This is a genomic window from Halobacillus sp. AWH4_228, from assembly GCF_056158365.1.
This window is the reverse complement of record NZ_JBSWTE010000001.1, coordinates 3,586,769-3,605,262: the sequence shown is the minus strand read 5'-3', so window position 1 is coordinate 3,605,262 and position 18,494 is coordinate 3,586,769. Positions and strand designations below refer to the sequence as shown.

Sequence of the window (18,494 nt, the reverse complement as noted above, 5' to 3'; positions counted from 1 at the left end):
CCATTTCTATGTATACCAGCACTCTGTCAGATTAGGTCAAGATGTTTTTAAATCTTGAATAGTTTTGAAACCTGCCCCATTTAGGGAAGGTTGCTTATATTTCCTGGGAAATCGTCATGAATGGACAAAGCAGTCTAAAGAACAACTTCATCATTCCTCCTATTTAAAGGTCCTACTAATTGTTCACAAACTAGAAACAATTCCGACACAGAGCAGACAAAAACAACTGTCCCATTCGTTTCAAAAAAGGAATACAGTAGAAGTAGAATTATCATGTGAATTATTGAACAAATGAAAGTTTAGGAGGGAAGAAATATGACAGAATTGATGTTGGCAAGGATGCAGATTGGAGCAACAACCAATTCTCACTTTCTGTTCGTGCCACTGTTGATTGGATGGGTATTTAAGTGAGGTTGATGGAAAGGAGGTATTCCGTTAAAGGTTACCACTCCCTCTGTCGGTTCCAATCCACCTTGAATCAATCTCATTTTCTCTCTATTTGGCGTTTGTTTAAAAGACAGACCGCGTGCTGTTACTTAAAAAAGGGCAGCTGTTTTAGAAGGGGTCTATGAAAAACTACTTTATCAAAGTGAAAGCTATGATCAACTTTATGAGCTGGATCATCCATTTGAACGAACATCCAAGCAGGCAATTCATTAGGAGGAAAGCAGAATGAAATCAATAATAGTGTATACATCCAAACATGGAACCACCGAAAAATCCGTCCAGTTGCTGGCGGATCGATTACATGGGGAAGTCGCAGCCGTTAAAGTAGAAAAAGCGTGGGGAATCAATCTTCATCCCTATGACAGGGTTATCCTCGGCGGCCCCATTTATAACGGACAGGTGTCCATGGAGCTCAGTTCCTATGCGGTTTGTCATCTACATACATTGATGGAGAAACAAATCGGATTGTTCATTCTGGCTGCAGCTGAAGACATTTTCACCCTGCAGCGGGAACTTGAAGAGGCGTTTCCTGAGCAGCTTTATGCCTATGCTTCTGCGAAAGAAGCTTTCGGTTATGAATTGCATTTAGATCAATTAAGTTCTTTAGAAAAAGTGATTCTCGAAGCTAACGGTATTTCTTGTAATGCCTCCAAATTGTCTGTGTCAAGAATTGAACATTTTGTAGAAAAGTTAAATGAAAAAATGAAAATCTGTCGGTGAGGATAAGGGGGCGGCAGTCTGGGTTAAATGATTGTTGAAAGCAGAAGAATAACGTACCTATTTCATGTTTATAAAATAAGTGGCTGATCTCCAACAAATCGTTTGTATCCTATATTCGGTATTATAAGGTCGTCCTAAGCCTGCCGATCAAATCAGAGGTGTTGGTACTGATTTTTGCATTGCATCGAACATTTTGCAGAGAGAGCGGTTTATAGTATATGAAGAAGCATAGAAGTCGAAAGAGAAGGCATAACCAAAGGTTATGTCTCTTTTCGGGCTGTGTAAATAATTATTTCCTACCTATAGAGGAAAAAGCATGCGTGTAAATGAAAGCGCTTTTAAAATACAATGGAATTAAGGTAAAACAAACGAATCAAGGGGGACGCACAAATGAAGAACATTTTATTAGCCTGCTCATCAGGCATGTCTACAAGCTTATTGGTTTCAAAAATGGAGAAGGTCGCTGAAGAAAAAGGATTGGACGTGAACATATGGGCGGTCGGTCAGGATAAGGCTTTAACAGAAATGGAGCAGGCCGATATCCTGCTTATCGGTCCGCAGATGCGCTTCATGAAAAAGAAATTTTCCAAAGCTGCTGAAGCAGTGGGCATCCCTGTTGAGGTGATCGATCCAGTCGCCTACGGAAGAGTCGATGGTAAAGCTGTTTTAGAAAACGCGCTTGGTACGATCGAGAACCATTAATATCCATTCAGGGGGCATCCAGCATGAATAAATTTATGGAGTTTTTAGAGGGGTTTTTGCTGCCGATCGCAGATAAGCTGAATAACAACCGCTATTTAGCTGCGTTAAGAGACGGCTTCATGGTAGCTCTGCCTTTAATCATTTTCGGTTCGATCTTTGTAGTTATAGCTAACTTTCCATTCCTTGACAAAATGATCAGTGAAGAGGCGTTTGGAGCGTATCAAAATGCACTGGGACCTGCTTCGGCCTCCACCCTGAGTATCATGGGGATGTTCGTCATTGTCGGAATCGGTTATAAATTGACCGAGCATTATGAGTTGGAGTCCATTTATGGGGGCGTCGTAGCATTGGCCTCCTTTCTCATTTTGACCCCCCAGATTCTGGAGGGCGTCACCGGCGTTATTCCGACCTCCAGTCTAGGTGCAGAAGGAATGTTCCTGGGAATATTCACTGCCTTTATCTCCGCAGAGCTTTACCGCTTCTTCGTTCAGAAGAATTGGATGATTAAGATGCCTTCGGGTGTTCCTGGTGCGGTTTCCAAGTCCTTCAGCGCACTGATTCCAATAACGTTGACATTGTCCGTGTTTTTGCTCGTACGTATTTTATTCAGCTTCACACCATTCGATACGGTTCAGAACTTTATCTATACGTTGATCCAGGAACCATTGACAGCGTTGGGAAGCGGACTGCCGGCTACAATCGTAGCGGTTATTATGATTCAGGTCTTCTGGTTCTTCGGGCTGCATGGTCAGATTATCGTCAACTCTGTATTCGACCCGATCTGGTATGCCTTGAATGAACAGAACCTTGATGCCTTCCAGGCTGGAAATGAACTTCCGAACGTTGTTACAAAGCAATTCATCGATACATTTCTTGTCGGTATGGGTGGAACGGGGATGACGCTTGCCGTTATTATTTTAATCTTTGTTATAGGTAAAAGCCGACAGTTGAAAGAACTGGGTAAATTAGGGGCACCAGCGGGATTGTTTAATGTGAACGAACCGATTATTTTCGGTTTACCAATTGTCATGAATCCATTGATCCTTATCCCATGGTTAGTAGCTCCTGTTGTTATAACACTGATTACATTTTTTGCAATGTCGACAGGACTGGTGCCAAAACCTGCAGGAATCATTGTGCCATGGACGACACCGCCGCTTCTCAGTGGTTTTCTGGCAACAGGGAATGCGTGGCAGGGCGCAGCGCTTCAAGCATTCAATCTGTTTATCGTCTTCATCATCTGGTGGCCGTTTCTGAAAATATTAGATAAAAAATACTATGAAGATGAAGGTAAGGGAGACATGGTTGAATAAAGGATCAGGGGTAACTTCAGAATGATATAAGGTGGATTGATGAGAAATGAATGAAGAAATGAATCCGGCAACAGAAACAGCCTTCCAGATCATCCTGCACGCAGGGAACGGAAAATCCAGTGCGATGGAAGCGATCCAAGCCGCTAAGGAAGGAAAGTTCGATGAATCCGACCGGCTGATCGAGGAAGCCAATGATGAACTGGCAAAGGCTCACGGCTTTCAGACAAAGCTGCTTCAAGAAGAAGCGGGCGGAGGGGAAACAAAAATCAATGTGTTTTTAATCCATGGGCAGGATCACTTAATGACTTCCATGACGGTTAGAGATCTTGCTGTGGAAATTATTGAAATTTACCGTTTGAAATAAAGGAGGAGATCATGATGAGTGTAGAGTATTCATTTCCAGAAGGGTTTTGGTGGGGGAGTGCCACCTCTGCCACACAAATCGAAGGTGCAGCAAAGGAAGGCGGGAAAGGAGAAAATATATGGGATCATTGGTATAAAACTGAGCTCCATCGTTTTTTTCAGGATGTAGGACCGCAGACAACTTCAGATTTTTATCACCGCTACAAAGAAGATATCGGGTTAATGAAAGAAATCGGCCATAATACGTTCCGGCTGTCGATTTCCTGGTCACGACTGATTCCTGAAGGGCGCGGGTCGGTCAATGAGGAAGCAGCTGCTTTTTATAATGATGTCATTGATGAATTGATCGAAAACGATATCGAACCTTTCGTGAACTTATTCCACTTTGATATGCCGATGAAACTGCAGGAGGAAGGGGGCTGGGAGAGTCGTCAGGTTGTCGAAGCATTCAGGGCATATGCAGAAGAAGCCTTTCGTTTGTTCGGAGACCGGGTTTCCAAGTGGTTTACGTTCAATGAGCCGATTGTACCTGTAGAAGGTGGATACTTGTATGACTTCCATTATCCAAACGTCGTGGACGCGAAGCGGGCAGCCCAGGTCGCCTACCACACAGCTTTGGCCAGTGCAAAAGCTGTAGAAGCTTTTAAAAGGAATGAGCACCAGGGGGAAATCGGGATCATCCTGAACCTCACTCCTTCTTATCCGCGTAGCGGAAACCCTGCTGACCTGCGTGCTTCCAGGATCGCTGACTTATTCTTTAACCGCAGTTTTCTGGATCCCGCTGTCCTTGGTGAATACCCTCAGGAATTGATCGAACTTTTATCCGAGCATGGCTGTCTCCCAGATTCGCAGCCGGAAGATCAAGCCCTGTTGAAAGCCAATACGGTCGATATTTTAGGAGTGAACTATTATCAGCCTCGTCGTGTGAAAGCTAAGGAAAATCTACCAAACCCTTATGCTCCTTTTCTTCCGGAATGGTATTTCGACCATTACGAGATGCCGGGCAGAAGGATGAACATCTATCGCGGGTGGGAGATTTATGAAAAAGGAATCTATGATATTATGATGAATTTGAAGGATCACTATGGAAACATCCCGTCATTTATTTCGGAGAATGGCATGGGGGTACAAAACGAAGAGAGATTCCTGCAAGGCGGGGAAATCCAGGATGATTACCGTATTGAATTTGTATCGGAGCATTTGAAGTGGCTCCATAAAGCTGTTCAGGAAGGGTGCAATGCCAAAGGGTATCATATGTGGACGACGATGGATAACTGGTCCTGGTCCAATGCCTATAAAAACCGTTATGGATTTATTTCCATCGATGTGGAAACGAAGGAACGAAGCTTGAAAAAGAGTGCGCACTGGTTTAAAAATGTGGCGGCTAATAATGGGTTTTAACTCTTCTGCGCGGTGAAGCGTAGTTCAATCGGTTACCACAGTATGGATCAGTAAGGAGAAGCGATATGCTGAACTCTCGATTGGAAAATATATTGCGTAAATTAATGGCGGTGGATTATCCGCTTTCCAGTTCTTACTTAGCCAGTGTTAATCACGTAACTCCACGTACCACAAGGGAGGATATTAAAGCTCTGAATGGGTGGTTACAAGAGAACGGGGCGGAGATTCATACCATTATGGGAAAGGGATATCAGTTGGAGATCCATGATGTTCCCCTTTTCCATGAGTTTTTAAAGAGGACGGATGATCCTGGTGAAACGGCTGGGAATCGACTGCCGGAATCTCCGGAAGACCGGGCCGCTTATCTTTTGAAAGAGCTGTTATTAAGTGAAGGGTACGTCAAATTGGATGATCTTGCCGAGGAAATGTTCATCAGCAAGTCTACGATTCAAAATGATTTGAAGGAAGTCAAAAAGCAGTTATTTAATTATGATCTTTCATTAGAATCCCGCCCGAATTATGGGCTGAAAATCAAGGGGGAAGAAATGAAGGTCCGATTCTGCCTGAGTGAATATTTATTTAACCAGCAGAATACAGGTATTCCGGACAAGCTGGATTCTTTTTCTAAAGAAGGTAAAGAGAAGGTATTTGCTATTCTCATCCGAAAAATCAATGAGCATGACATGACGCTATCCGACATCGCGGTGAACAATCTGCTGATTCATATCCTGATCGCTTACAAACGTGTCCAAAGTGGCAACTACGTAGAGATGTATCAGGATGACCTGATGGAAATAGAAGAACAGGAACAGTATCAGGTAGCCGCAGAAATTTTAAAAGAGGTGGAGGATGCCCTTCATGTCGAGTTTCCGAATATAGAGATCGCTTATATAGGGCTGCACCTTCTTGGAACGAAATTATTGACCACATCCAGTGAGGTTGTAGAACAGGTTATGGATCAGCAGGTCATCGATCTGGTTAAAGCTATTTTGGAAAAGATCGATGGGGAATTCAATTTAGGAATCCGAGGAGATCAGGAATTAATCGTGGCTCTCCGCCTCCATTTGAAACCGGCCATCAACCGCTTCAAGTATGAAATGAACATCCGCAACCCGATGCTGGAGGATATCAAAAAAAATTATCCGTTAGCCTTTGAGACGGGAGTGACAGCCGGCGTGGTCATTGAAGAGCATACAGGGGTCAGTATTGATGAAAACGAAGTAGGCTACCTGGCCCTCCATTTCGGGGCAGCTATAGAAAGAAGGAAGTTGGAAACAGGACCAAAGAAATGTCTGATCGTCTGTGCTTCTGGAATGGGGACAGCGAAACTGATTTATTATAAATTGAAATCACATTTCGGCAGTCATCTGGATATTACCGGAACGACGGAATACTATAAACTGGACGAATATAACTTAGCAGACATTGATTTTGTGGTGAGTTCCATTCCGATTCAAAGGTTGGAGATTCCTGTGATCGAGGTGAATACGATTGTAAGTGAATCCGACCTGCTCAGGATTGAAGAAACCGTGGTGGGAGGAAAAAAGGCATTCGTCGATTATATACGTGAAGATCTCGTCTACTTACAGAAAGAATGTCAGTCAAAACAGGAAGTCCTTGAATTTATGAGCGGCGAACTATTGAATAAGGGTTTGGTAGACGATACTTTCCTCAAGGCCGTTCTTGAAAGAGAAGCAGTCGCACCGACCTCTTTTGGAAACTTAACCGCGATTCCTCATCCTATTACCCCTCAATCATCGGAAACGTTCTTAAGTTTCTGTACGCTGAAGAATCCTGTTTTATGGGAGGGAAAGCCTGTCCAATTGATCTGTTTTCTCTGTGTGAAAAAGGACAGCCAGGAAGATCTGCAGGTATTATATGAAAAACTCGGGCAGATGATTGATCGTCCATCCACTGTACAACCATTTATTAAAGCCGGGACGATGGCGGAGTTTTTCCATGCCTTTAAAACGATGTAGACAGGAATATGGAAACCCCGGGAGCCTCCTCTGCGTCAAGGAGGCTTCCGGGGTTTTCTATATTCCTTTATAATAATCGACCGTCTTCTCCAGCCCCTCATTCAAATCATGCGCTGGAGTCCATGTGAGTTCGCTCCGTGCCTTTGCATTGGAAAGCCGGCTGTGCCGGATGTCACCTTCCCGTTTTTCATAATGAACAGGCTCCGTTGATATCCCACACTTCTCGGAAAGCCGGGAGTATAGATCCTTGATCGACGTTTGTGTATCGCTGCCGATGTTAAGGGTTTGGTTATCTGCCTTCGTCATGGCAAGCAGGTTGGCCCGCGCGACATCATCGACGTAGACAAAGTCGCGGGTCTGGCTGCCATCCCCGAAAATGACCGGGGGTTGGTTCTTTAACAGCTGCTCAACAAAAATGCTGATTACACCACCTTCCCCGTCGGAGCGCTGCCCGGGACCATAGACATTCGCATAGCGGAAGATGGTGTAGGGAAGGCCGTGAAGTGTTTGGAACAATCGGATATACGTTTCGGCTGCTGATTTTGAGGCCCCATAAAAGGACAGGGGGCTGGTTGGGTTTTCCTCGTGGAGGGTGTCACAGCTCTCCCCATAAACGGCGCTGGTGGAGGAGAAGATGAATTTTTTCACGCCATAACGGCTGCTGTATTCCAACAGTTTTACGGTGCCTGAAATGTTAACGGCAGCGTCTTCCGCTGGTTTTTTAAGGGATTCCGTCACATTCACTTGAGCAGCGAGGTGCATCACGATATCGGGCCTCTCCCTTTCGAATATATCCTTCACTTTTTTTGATGAAAGGTGTCTTTTGAAAACCTTCACTCCACATGGAAGGTTTTCTTTCCGTCCGTTGGAGAAATCGTCTAAAACAATGGGAATGTGACCTTCTGACAATAGCAGGTGGACAATTCGGGAGCCAATGAATCCGGCTCCGCCGGTCACTAATACTTTCACTGAAAACCCTCCTTTCTATATAAATGATTCTGGTAAACGGCTTCGATTTTTTTAGTCATGATATCGCTGGTAAGGTGCCTGCGTGCGTAAGACTCGGCGGCCGCGGCAAACCGCCTGCGCTCTTCTTTGCTGGTTATAAAACGCCTGAGCGCCCGGACCAGTTCTTCTACATTCCCCGGTTCGCAGAGAATGCCGGTTTTTTCAGGATGGACCATTTCCGGTATGCCCCCACATGTAGTGGAGATGACCGCCTGCTTCGAATGCATAGCTTCGATGATGGATAAAGGGAAGTTGTCATTGATCGTAGGCAGAACATAGATGTCTGACTGCGAGAGGATGGACGGGATATCGTCTCGTCTGCCCCAGAAGGTGACGTTATCCAGCTCCCGTTCTTCCGCTTGTTTCATCAGGATTTCTTTCATGACACCATCTCCGACAATCCATACGTCCATATGATTCCTATACTCCCGCAGACGTGCCAGCGCTTCTAAAAGGTAACCATGACCTTTCCGTGGGGACAGTCGGGAAACGCAGGTTATGGTGAGTTTTTCGCGGGGGCGGTTCGGGAGTGGTTGAAAATCGATGCCGGTATGAACGGTCACCAGCTTTTCTTCCTCTGCTCCAAAATTCATCAGGTTGGGGCGGAAGGAATCAGCGATCATGATAATTTTCGTACTTGCTGCTATCCCGCTTTTTTCAATACAGGTAAAATAGGCTTCTTCAAGGGACCCTTTATGGATTTTGTTGAATGTCAGGCGGCTTTTCGTAAAAAAACCGTGCGGGGTGAAAAATAGTGGTTTTTGGTACGTTTGATTCAGATCGCCAAGAAGGAAAAGGGCAAACAGGTCCTGGGCGTGGATAACGTCATACTTCTCAAGGTTCTGGGTTTTGAGAAACGCTGAAAACACATGAAGAAAGCTGAGGTTCTTTATGATTTTTTCGTTTGTTGATCCGTAACGGTCCATCATGAACGCCCGGGCGGCGGCTGCGGCTTCCGGAATCCACTCCTCCAGCTGCACGGAAGACATGTGCCCGGGGGCCAGTACATCAACGTGATGACCTGCAGCCTCCATGCCGTTTTTCAAGGAGGTGATGTAATGGGACAGCCCGCCGGTATTGGGATATCGAAAAAACGTTACATATAAGATGGTCAAAGACTTCGGCGGCCGGTATTCCATTGGCTGCTGGTGGAAGGAATGGGGGGAGTTGGGAGCGGCGTCTTTCTTCTTTAAAAAATACTGATCCATCACAGCAGTAAGAGCGGGATGAATGCGGAAGGATGGCATTTCACTCACGTTTCCTCGTCCTTTCTTATCTATTTGTAAATTCCCAGCTCTTTCCCCCATGCAGCTATTTTCTCCAGATGGTAGGGCAGGAGTTCCCCTCCACGGTTTTCAAGGATGCGCCTCAGCTGGGTGTGCAGTCCTTTTTCAAGGGTCCGCTGCAGATAGGCCATTTTATAAAGCTTCATGGGCGGTGTTTGGAACTCAATGCCATGCTTTTTCATTTCCTTTGTATAAACATCCACGACTCGAGTGCGGATGTTGTCAGCGTCGTTCTGCCAGTCTTTGCGGAAGGCGATCAAAATCTCGACCATGACAATCATATCGAACCAGGACGGGGCGAATTTCGCTGATTCCCAGTCAATGAATTGAATGGGCCAGGCGGTAGGTTTCTGGACATCCTTTGAACAGATATTCTGCATGTGAAGGTCACCGTGGGTGATGGAGAACCCGCTTTCCAGAAGTTCAGGGAAAAAATCAGGGCCCTGCTTATACATGTTTTTCAATGATTTGTAATGAGGCTTGATGACGTCCTTCCACTGCTTTTCCTTTTTGGCCTTCGTCAGCATAGTTAGTGTATTGGACATGAATTTTTCCCGGTCTTTTTTCATTTCGGGAGAGTCGTACATGGGAAACCAAGGTTGCAGAGCCGGGGACTCCCTTCTGAACTTTTCCTCGTACGTGTGGGCGTGCAGCTTGGCAAGGGCAGGGATGATGAGATCGAAATGGTCGGGGGTGAACGTCAATTGTCCGCGGATCTGCCGGACAAACTCCATAAACACCCACGTATCGGGCCCGTGTCTCTCGACCAGATAGATGTTGGGGAGGAAATCTTTCAGGAAAGGATAGGCCCTGCTGTAGATATTAATCTCAATTTCATTTTTATATTTAGTCGAGTGATAGATTTTGAAAATGATCGGAAAGGTTTGGTTGTGTGTTTGAAGGTCGAGCTGATAAATGCTGCTTCGCGTCGTGGACTTCAGGTTTTGTACCGAATTCTCTATGAGCGACACTTTTTTTCCAAGAGAGGCAGTGAGCTTCTCTTCAATACGGGTTTTATGAAACATCGACGTCAGTTCGGCGCCGGAATACATGGTTACTCACTCCTTCGGTTCTTCTTCCAGGCATTCTTCAAATGGGACAAGGTGCTGCGTATAAAAGGCATCGGGTCATCGAGGGCAAGGAGAGCAAAAACCTTCTTCCCCCTGAACCCCTCTAGGAAATCTATAACATTCATTTCGCCGTGCTTTCTTTTTTCAAGGAAAGTCAGGAAATAGCGGACAAGATAGATCCACTGAACGCCGTCTGTCTGCTGTAAGGATGGTGCGAGGTGATGCCCTGTCAGGTGCAGGTAGTAAAAATAGGCAAAATCAACGCCCGAAGCGCCGGTTAAGCTGTGGGTGAGCCAAAAACGAGGGTTAATTTCAATGAGCTTGTATCGGCCGTCGCGTGGGTCTTTTTTGTATTCGATCATCCCGATCCCTTTAAGGTTCAACGCTTCCAACAGCGGCAGACCTTCCTCCACGAGTTCGGGAATTCTCCTGCTCACAATATGGGCGCCTGTTCCAAACTGGGCGGGGAACTGGTGATTTTTCTGCAGGGTGAAAAGGGCGAGTAACCGCATGTTCTCATCAAAAAAGGTGGCGATTTTATAGAAGGATTGGTTATCGCCGGGGATGATTTCCTGTATGATCAGCTCTCCGAAGGCCCGGTATGCCGGGTAGACCTCCTTCAGCATGTCAGCATCCTCTATGTGAATCGCCTTTTTGTTGACGTGTTTCCGGAATTCATGACCGAATACGGGCTTTAAAATACACGGGAACTCCAACTGTGCAATGGCTTCATCCAGCTGCTGTTCATCTTCTATAAAAAAAGTTTTCGCTGTCGGCACGTGATGCTGGACGGCCAATTCATAGGTTCTCTTTTTATCGAGCAGATCCATGATGGTTGAATGATCGGGATATAAGAACAGATAGTAGGAGGACAGTTCACGGCGGTACTTGGAAATGAACACCACATAATCATCCGACCCGGCATAGAGAACGGGTTTATGATCGAGAGAATCGGAGGTTTGGATTAAAAAAGAAAGCAGTTCTTCCTCCTGGGTCAAGGGACTTGGGCAGACAGCGCAGTGGGCGAGCCGTGATTTTCCTTTGGCATAGGGCCCTTCTGTATCGAAGGCGTACACATCAATTCCTTTTCGGGCAAGAGTGTGGATGATTCCGACGCCGTTAGCACTTAAATCAAGCACGACAGCTGGGTGTGGGAACATCATTCTCCCTCCGAATCGAGAAGGTTATAGTAGAGTTGTTCTACGCGGCCGACCATTGCTTCCCGTGTCAGGTGCTTCTTGGCATAGTCATACGCCTCGCCGCTAAGCTTTCTTCGTAAGGCTTCGTCTCCAAGCAGTCGTTGGAGCTCGGTGGTTAACTGGCCGACATGTCCCGGTTCCACCACGAGACCGGTTTGATTGTGGTGGACAATTTCCGTGATGCCGCCACAGTCGGTAGTCAAGACAGCTGCCCCGCTGTGCATCGCTTCTATAATGGAAATCGGAAGGTTGTCGTTGACGGTGGGAAGGACGAAAATATCGGTTTTACTCAAAATGGCAGGAATGTCCCCGCGCTTACCTAGAAACTTCACGTTGGAGAGCTTCAACGATTGGACCTCCGCTTCAAGCGTTTCCCGCATTTCCCCGTCCCCGACAATCCACACCTCTGCCTGCTGGCCGATCCGCTTGATCATCGACAGTGCCTTGAAAAGGTGCGTATGTCCTTTGCGGGGTCCCAGCCTTGCGATACAGGCGATGACAACTTTCTCATTCCTGTCCCTCCGCTTCAAGTCTTTGAATTCAATGCCGGTATGAATCGTAGTCAGTTTGTTCGGTTTGGCTCCGAGAGCACTCAACGGTTCACGGAAGGAATCACTCAAAATAACCATGTGGGTGGCGTAGTCGATGGCTTTTTCCTCGATTTTTTTGTAATACACTTCTTCGACGGATCCTGCCTCAATGCGGTTGAATTTGACCCTGCTGAAGGTGAACATGCCGTGGGGCGTAAAAAGAAGCGGCTTTCCTATGCCTTCATTCAATCTTCCCAGGATGTTGGCTGTAAATAAATCCTGGGCGTGAAGGATATCGTATTTCTCCACTTTGACGGATGATATCATCTGTTCATAGATATAAAGGAGACGTGAGTTTTGGATGATTTTACTTGTACTGCTGCCATAACGCCGTTCAAAGAAAGTCTTTAATTCAGGGACGATCGCTTCCCGGAGCTTTTGTACCTTTTTAGGTGAAAATTGGCTGGGTGAGATAACATCGACTTTATGTCCCATAGATTCGAGGCCTTCTTTTAATGTGGTGATGTAGTTGGAAAGTCCGCCGGTATGTGGATAATCCCAAAAGGTCGTCAGAAGTATGGATAATTTTTTCTGTCCGGGTTTGTGTTTTGTTTTCTTCTTCCGCCGTGGTTTTTTACTTTTTCCTTCGAGGAAAGCGTGGAGCGGCTTCGATTTGATTCCATAATAATCATCGAGAGCGGCGATCAGGTGGGGGTATGGAAAATAGGATTCCTTCATATCCATATCCTCCTGATTACTTCAAAGGCTTCCGCGTATGGAACACCGATAGTCATCCCGCGGACACTCGCCAGATGTTTGACTCCTTCATAGGAACGCGGATGGGGAAAGGCGCGCATTTCAACTTCGTAATGTTTCAAGGAAGCGATTTTTTCTTCAATCTTTGTAGATATATTCACATAATAGTTGGGCTTGAACTGCTTATCACTGCCCGGGGCATTCCACTCGCTTGAAGATACGGTTTCGAAGGTGATCAGCTCGATCGGCTGTTTACCAGGAAGGGGACGGACGGCTGTGAGTACAGCCTGGAACGTAATCTGATGATCGATATTCACATCCCCGTAGTGGTGGGTGAATACGATCGATGGCTGGTAAATCTCAATCAGTCTTTCAATTTCCTTTGTTAATAGATGGAGAGGCATCATTTCTAATTCCAAGTTCGGGTGTTCTAAAAATACCATTTCCTGAATTCCGATCTCTTGGTTTGCCTTGCGGGCAAGATATTGAATGTGATGAGCCTCTTCTTTTCTTCCGTTTGCTGTAATGATCGATACGACTCTACTTCCCTGGTCCACGAATCTTTTCAGCGTTCCTGCTGTGCCAAGGAGTTCATCGTCCGGATGGGCAGCGATGACCAATACAGTATCTTTCATTTTCATCACCTCATTCTAATCTCTATTACGTTACTATATGTCTTCCGAATGATAGTCGAAACAGACACGAGCACAGGGCGCCTGACTGTTTGTTCCCCTATTGGAATGCAGCCTCAGAATAAAAAAATAGAGAGAGGAGCCGGGGGCTGCCCTGAAAATAGGCTCTACAACCTTTTTCCGGCATCATATATTGATTAAGAACGAAAGCTCTAATGTAAAGAAGGTGAGCCGATGAGAAAAAATCACAGTCCATCGAACGCTGGGAAGGTCCCTGTAGATAAGGGGCGGGAAGATCATGCTCCCAGAAAGCCGCACAACAATGTCCCAGCCATGGATGATGTTTTAACGTCCATGTTTAAACTGGGGGACGATCTAGAAGTCTTCTTCCGGGATCAAGTGCTCGGAGAGGGAGGTACCTATATAACAGCGTTCCACAATGTTCTCGTCTGGGTGGATCGTAAGGGACATATCAATGTAACCAATGTAAGCGGTCCGGTCAGTGTAAGAAAAATCAAAAGGGACAGAAAAAAACGGGAGAAATCCAAAAAGCAGGCTGATCCATGTTCCATGCGGAAGGACAGGGGAAACCACTCCTGTGATAAAAAGGAGACCGAACACGCCGGGAGGAAGAGGCACGACACTTCTTCGGTGGATAAAGAGCTTCTGAACTTCGTCAAAATCGAGCAGAGTCAATCAGAAGGCGGCCTATCCTCTGATACGTACGAGAACGAATACACGTAAACGTGGTCATCTATCTATCAACGTATATCCTGTCCGGCAGCCGAAACGGAAAATCTATCAAGGGCTAATAGGAAAACATTCTCAAATTGAGCGATATGCCTGTACGCATTCCTTGACTCAGCATAGAAATAGAGTAAACAGTGAAAAGGAGGGAAATGATATGTATAAAGATAAAGAAAAAGATAAAGGCCAAAGCATGGCTGGGTTCTTGAACAAGATTTTGTCCATGGGTGATAAAATTGAAGTTCTATCCGGCGATGAAGAGCTGGATGAAGGTTCCTACGTATATGCGGACGATCACTTCTTAGTATGGGCTGATGATAACGGCCACATCAACACAACGAACCTTGATAATGTTACGGTTCGTAAAATCTAATTGAACGGAAAAAAAGACTGGGATAAATCCAGTCTTTTTTTATGGGGAATCTAGTAGAAAGCACTCGATGCTATAAAAAGATCTCGAGTGCTTTCTTACTTATTTGGCTTTCTTCCAGGCTTGATAGACATCCGGACTCAGCGTTTTTACATGTTTCATGAATTCTCCGGAGAGACCAAACTTCTTCATACCCTTCATCAGCTTCGTTGGATAAGGGGCGTTCGATGTAAAGGCACGTTTGTGGTCGATCACTTTAAAATCGCCGGAGCCATCCATCAGCATGTGGCGGACTTCTGTATCCCAGCGGGTAAACCCCAACCGCTTGAACTCTGCCAAAACGAACAGGATTTTTTCCGTCATTTCATCATCGATGTATCCATGACGTTTCATATGCCGGGCAAGAGAGATGCCCTGAACGAACTCCATGACAATATAATGCTCTCCATATTCATAAAGGCGGGGCATAATGGTCGAGGTCTGTCCGATTTTCATCGCTTCCAGTTCCCGCTGCCACGTTTCCTCTTTAAAGAAGTATTTGACGACTTTGTCGTCGGCGACCTTGTAAATCTCCCCATCTTTTCCATCACCGATCATCTCATAGGGGGCCAGGTCCTTTTTAGTGATTTTCCCATTAAATAGATTCTCCATAGGATCATTCCTTATTATTATAGACTTTGATGCTTCTATTAGTTTATGGAGGTTGTTTTCGTCTCGTAACCGGACCAAGTGCTGAAATTTGGGATGATATAGAAGAGAACTGGCGGGGGGTTCATGACATTTGCCAAATGGCTGATCTTATGATTTAATAGGATTACACAATTTAAAACGTAATCGTTACGTTTTGGTTTTGGGCATCCTTTTTAAAGGAGAGATTTCCAAAAAAATTTACTTTAAATTAAATAGTAATGATTACACTTTTGGAAAGGCGAGCATTTCTATAAAAGATTGGAGATATAAACTATGGCGAAAGCATCAAAGATAGCAAAAGAGAAAAAGAGACAGGCGATGGTAGCGAAATACGCAGACTTGCGGAAAGAGTTGAAAGAGAAGGGCGATTATGAAGCCCTTCGAAAACTGCCGCGTGATTCTTCCCCGACACGTTTGAAAGGCCGCTGCGAAATAACCGGCCGGCCCCGGGGGTATATGAGAAAGTTCCATATGTCCCGTATTGCTTTCAGAGACTACGCCCACAAAGGCCAGATCCCTGGTGTGAAAAAAGCCAGCTGGTAATGGAAGATGCATGGTTTTCTCCCGTTTTATTGAAGCGGAAGAAACCATGCGTTTTTTTATGTCCGAATAAAGTATGGACGCATCATTTCGTAGTCCTCATGCTCTAAAATATGGCAGTGCCACACAAACAAACCAGGGTAGGGGCCAAAGCGCATGATCATCCTTGTTACTTCTCCGGGACGGGAACGAACGGTATCCTTCCAGCCTCTTTCATTCAAATCCGGAGCGACACGCGGTCCTGTAAGGATGACCTTTCCTTCCTGTTTAAAAACATCCACATCGAAAGGCTGGCGGTCAAGGATTTGGAAACGGACCAAGTGAAGGTGGATCGGGTGGATCGCTTCTGTTTCATTGACGATGCTCCACACTTCCGTCTGTCCGAGCTTTGGAACTTCAGTAACGGGATCTGACCATAAGTGGTCATCCAACAAGTGAATATTACGTCCGTAGGAATCTTTCCGCATGTTCAGTTTCAGTGTCCGGGTTCTGTCCACATATGTATATCTTGGAACAGGAGCGAGCCACGCAGGAATAGAGCTGTGATCGATGTAGGAAAGACGCTGATTGACTCGGAACTGCATGATCGTTCCTGTCGTTTCTGGATCCGCTTTTTCACCCTTGGTTTCGAAATCATTCTCCAAGATAATGGTTTTTCCATAACAAGTGGAGAAATCAATGATCACATCCGCTCTTTCGGCAGGTGCTAATACGAGAGCAGGTACGCGGACTGGGGTCTCAAGTAGTCCCTGATCGGTGCCGATTTGGATGAAAGGAGCTCCGTTGGAAAGGGATAAGCGGTAGATCCGGGCATTGGATCCGTTCAGAATCCGGAATCTGTATCTTCTAGGTTCGACATTTAAATGGGGCCAGACTTTCCCATTCACTAAAATGGTGTCTCCGTAAAAATCAGGGATGACCGAAGGAGTGGGTGCCGTTTGAGGCTGGGCTGGCCTCGATGGATAGAAAAGGCTGCCATCCTCCCGGAACGAACGGTCCTGGATGATCAATGGGAGATCGAAGGGACCGCAGGGAAGGTTCAATCGGGCTTCATTTTCATCATGGACGATGTACATGCCTGAAAGACCAGCGTAAATGTTGAGACGGGTAATCCCCATGGCATGGTCATGGTACCAAAGGCTGGCAGCGTCTTGATGATTGGGGTAAGTGTACATTCGATGAGAAAAGTAAGGGCCCACTTTGTTAAAGTGACGGGTGAACCATGCTTCTGGGTAGCCATCACTGGTATCCGGCGTCACTCCTCCATGCAGGTGTACGACCGTCCGTACTTCCGGCTGGCTTTTTTCTGCTCCATGAACCGTCGTATCAATGGGGAGAAAATGACGCTCAGGAAGTTCATTTTTCCATAAGACGTGGATCGGCTGATGCTTCCAAACGTGGAATGTAGGTCCGGGATACTGCCCGTTATAGCCCCACACTTTTGTAGGTGGGAGGTCTCGGTGCAGCCTCTGGAATGTTTCCTTCATTGTGACTTCAAAATAGGGGTCACCGTGGAGACAGCCTGCCGGACGCATGGTTTTCATGATGGGAAGGGGATCGACGAACTTTTTTAACATACGAATCGCTCCTAAACGTTGCTTGGTTATTCTAGTTTATTGAACGGGGAAGAGAATTACGCCTCTTGTTCAGACAGCGCCTTTCCATTCATCCCTGTATCCCAAATTGATAAAATGTATGACTACTGATAACATTATGGGAAAATGAACAAAAATGAGGGGACGTATATGCCAAGAGTATCAAAACGGCAGAAACTGCTGGAAGCAGCGGCATTGATTGTGAAGGAGCAGGGAAGCGATGCATTGACATTGGATGCCGTTGCAAAAAAAGCAGGAGTCAGCAAGGGCGGGCTGTTGTATCACTTTTCAACAAAGGAAGCTCTAGTGAAAGCGCTTGTCCAGCACATGAATGACATCTACAAAGAGAACGTGGAAAGCTTTGTGGACGAAGAAGAGGATGAAGTCGGAAAGTGGGCACGGGCATTTATTAAAGTGCTCCACGATAAAAGTATAGAAAACCAGACGATCAGTGGGGGAATGCTGGCCGCTCAAGGCATCAACCCTCAACTCATGAAGCCTTTACAGGAGACCTATGCTGACTGGCAGTATCATATGGAACATGATGGACTCGATCCTGTCGATGCCACCATTCTGCGTCTTGCTGTAGACGGATTATGGCTGTCTGAAATTTTCGGCCTCGGCGTTCTGCCTCAGACGCTTCGAGAGCAGGTGCTGGAGCGGTTGGAAGAACAAAGCCGGCCTAAATAAAAATCACCAGATCCCAACAAGGGACTGGTGATTTTTTTATGCGTGCGTTTTTTGTTTGTTTTTGCGTTCCTTGAACACCTGTTGAGCCTGCGTCAGCGCATTGATTACAGAGGGGAATCCGACATAAGGAATCAACTGCATCATCGCTTCTACGATTTCTTTTTCAGACAGCCCCGCATTGAGAGCCGTATTGATATGAAGTTCGAGCTGGGGGAGGCTGCCGCTGCCCTGAGTGACAAGACTGGATAAGACTGTAAGTGCACGCCCTTTCTTATCCAGGTGATCCCGGTTGTAAATATCCCCGTAAGCAAACTCAATGATATATTTCCCGAGATCAGGGGAAATATCTTCCAATGCTTTCATCAGTTCAAAGTGATTGGTTCCTTTTTCTTCGTCTGTATATCCTCTTAAAATCTCTAATCCTTGTTCATAACGTGATTTCATCGTATTCCTCCG

At 45.9% G+C, this 18,494-nt stretch carries 19 protein-coding genes; 10 read left to right on the top strand and 9 right to left on the bottom strand.

All coding sequences use genetic code 11. The features are described 5' to 3' along the window. The first annotated feature begins 672 nt into the window (after positions 1-672). From ACXADP_RS18550 to ACXADP_RS18525, 6 genes are all read left to right on the top strand, one after another. Positions 673-1,167: a flavodoxin domain-containing protein gene (locus ACXADP_RS18550; RefSeq protein ID WP_474972145.1), complete on the top strand. Its 495-nt coding sequence runs from the start codon at positions 673-675 to the stop codon at positions 1,165-1,167. A gap of 390 nt (positions 1,168-1,557) precedes the next feature. Continuing rightward, complete coding sequence (locus ACXADP_RS18545) at positions 1,558-1,869, top strand: lactose/cellobiose PTS transporter subunit IIB (RefSeq protein ID WP_474972144.1); 312 nt, start codon at positions 1,558-1,560, stop codon at positions 1,867-1,869. Between the two features lie 23 nt (positions 1,870-1,892). Beyond that, positions 1,893-3,182, top strand: a complete 1,290-nt coding sequence (gene celB / locus ACXADP_RS18540; RefSeq protein ID WP_474972143.1) for a PTS cellobiose transporter subunit IIC — start codon at positions 1,893-1,895, stop codon at positions 3,180-3,182. Between the two features lie 46 nt (positions 3,183-3,228). Beyond that, positions 3,229-3,546 carry a PTS sugar transporter subunit IIA gene (locus tag ACXADP_RS18535; RefSeq protein ID WP_474967267.1) on the top strand — a complete coding sequence of 106 codons (318 nt, stop codon included), beginning with the start codon at positions 3,229-3,231 and terminating at the stop codon, positions 3,544-3,546. A 14-nt stretch (positions 3,547-3,560) separates the two neighbouring features. After that, the gene (locus ACXADP_RS18530; RefSeq protein ID WP_474972142.1) at positions 3,561-4,946 is read left to right on the top strand and encodes a glycoside hydrolase family 1 protein; all 1,386 of its coding nucleotides are present in this window, start codon (positions 3,561-3,563) and stop codon (positions 4,944-4,946) included. 65 nt (positions 4,947-5,011) lie between these two features. Further along, complete coding sequence (locus ACXADP_RS18525) at positions 5,012-6,925, top strand: BglG family transcription antiterminator (protein ID WP_474972141.1); 1,914 nt, start codon at positions 5,012-5,014, stop codon at positions 6,923-6,925. A gap of 57 nt (positions 6,926-6,982) precedes the next feature. Here the strand turns inward: ACXADP_RS18525 and ACXADP_RS18520 are convergent, their stop codons facing one another. The 6 genes from ACXADP_RS18520 to ACXADP_RS18495 are packed head-to-tail and all read right to left on the bottom strand — an operon-like array spanning position 6,983 to position 13,409. Continuing rightward, a complete protein-coding gene (locus ACXADP_RS18520) occupies positions 6,983-7,894 on the bottom strand; it encodes an NAD-dependent epimerase/dehydratase family protein (protein ID WP_474972140.1) in 912 nt (303 codons plus the stop codon). Then, the gene (locus ACXADP_RS18515) at positions 7,891-9,180 is read right to left on the bottom strand and encodes a glycosyltransferase family 4 protein (RefSeq protein WP_474972336.1); all 1,290 of its coding nucleotides are present in this window, start codon (positions 9,178-9,180) and stop codon (positions 7,891-7,893) included. Before ACXADP_RS18515 ends, ACXADP_RS18520 begins: the two co-directional genes overlap by 4 nt. A gap of 29 nt (positions 9,181-9,209) precedes the next feature. Then, a complete protein-coding gene (locus ACXADP_RS18510) occupies positions 9,210-10,271 on the bottom strand; it encodes a protein kinase family protein (RefSeq protein WP_474972139.1) in 1,062 nt (353 codons plus the stop codon). 2 nt (positions 10,272-10,273) lie between these two features. After that, the gene (locus ACXADP_RS18505) at positions 10,274-11,452 is read right to left on the bottom strand and encodes a carboxylate--amine ligase (RefSeq protein WP_474972138.1); all 1,179 of its coding nucleotides are present in this window, start codon (positions 11,450-11,452) and stop codon (positions 10,274-10,276) included. After that, positions 11,449-12,756, bottom strand: coding sequence for a glycosyltransferase family 4 protein (locus ACXADP_RS18500; RefSeq protein WP_474972137.1), 1,308 nt, complete (start codon positions 12,754-12,756; stop codon positions 11,449-11,451). The genes ACXADP_RS18505 and ACXADP_RS18500 overlap by 4 nt, the downstream gene beginning before the upstream one ends. Then, positions 12,753-13,409, bottom strand: coding sequence for a PIG-L deacetylase family protein (locus ACXADP_RS18495; protein ID WP_474967274.1), 657 nt, complete (start codon positions 13,407-13,409; stop codon positions 12,753-12,755). Before ACXADP_RS18495 ends, ACXADP_RS18500 begins: the two co-directional genes overlap by 4 nt. A gap of 231 nt (positions 13,410-13,640) precedes the next feature. On the opposite strand from ACXADP_RS18495, the gene ACXADP_RS18490 reads away from it, so the two are divergent. After that, positions 13,641-14,150: a hypothetical protein gene (locus tag ACXADP_RS18490; protein ID WP_474967275.1), complete on the top strand. Its 510-nt coding sequence runs from the start codon at positions 13,641-13,643 to the stop codon at positions 14,148-14,150. 160 nt (positions 14,151-14,310) lie between these two features. Next, positions 14,311-14,526, top strand: coding sequence for a hypothetical protein (locus ACXADP_RS18485; RefSeq protein WP_035532206.1), 216 nt, complete (start codon positions 14,311-14,313; stop codon positions 14,524-14,526). A 99-nt stretch (positions 14,527-14,625) separates the two neighbouring features. Here ACXADP_RS18485 and ACXADP_RS18480 read toward each other — a convergent pair whose 3' ends face one another. Further along, complete coding sequence (locus ACXADP_RS18480) at positions 14,626-15,174, bottom strand: RIO2 family protein (protein ID WP_474967276.1); 549 nt, start codon at positions 15,172-15,174, stop codon at positions 14,626-14,628. A 312-nt stretch (positions 15,175-15,486) separates the two neighbouring features. Between ACXADP_RS18480 and rpsN the strand changes: the two genes are divergently transcribed. Further along, positions 15,487-15,756, top strand: coding sequence for a 30S ribosomal protein S14 (gene rpsN / locus ACXADP_RS18475; RefSeq protein WP_474967277.1), 270 nt, complete (start codon positions 15,487-15,489; stop codon positions 15,754-15,756). 56 nt (positions 15,757-15,812) lie between these two features. Here rpsN and ACXADP_RS18470 read toward each other — a convergent pair whose 3' ends face one another. Beyond that, complete coding sequence (locus ACXADP_RS18470) at positions 15,813-17,330, bottom strand: multicopper oxidase family protein (RefSeq protein WP_474972136.1); 1,518 nt, start codon at positions 17,328-17,330, stop codon at positions 15,813-15,815. A 168-nt stretch (positions 17,331-17,498) separates the two neighbouring features. Here ACXADP_RS18470 and ACXADP_RS18465 point away from each other — a divergent pair, with 168 nt between their 5' ends. Continuing rightward, positions 17,499-18,038 (top strand): TetR/AcrR family transcriptional regulator, encoded by a 540-nt coding sequence (locus ACXADP_RS18465; RefSeq protein WP_474972135.1) that lies wholly within the window; start codon positions 17,499-17,501, stop codon positions 18,036-18,038. Between the two features lie 36 nt (positions 18,039-18,074). Here ACXADP_RS18465 and ACXADP_RS18460 read toward each other — a convergent pair whose 3' ends face one another. Next, entirely contained in the window at positions 18,075-18,482 is a 408-nt protein-coding gene (locus ACXADP_RS18460) for a carboxymuconolactone decarboxylase family protein (RefSeq protein WP_474967280.1), read from the bottom strand. Positions 18,483-18,494: the final 12 nt, after the last annotated feature.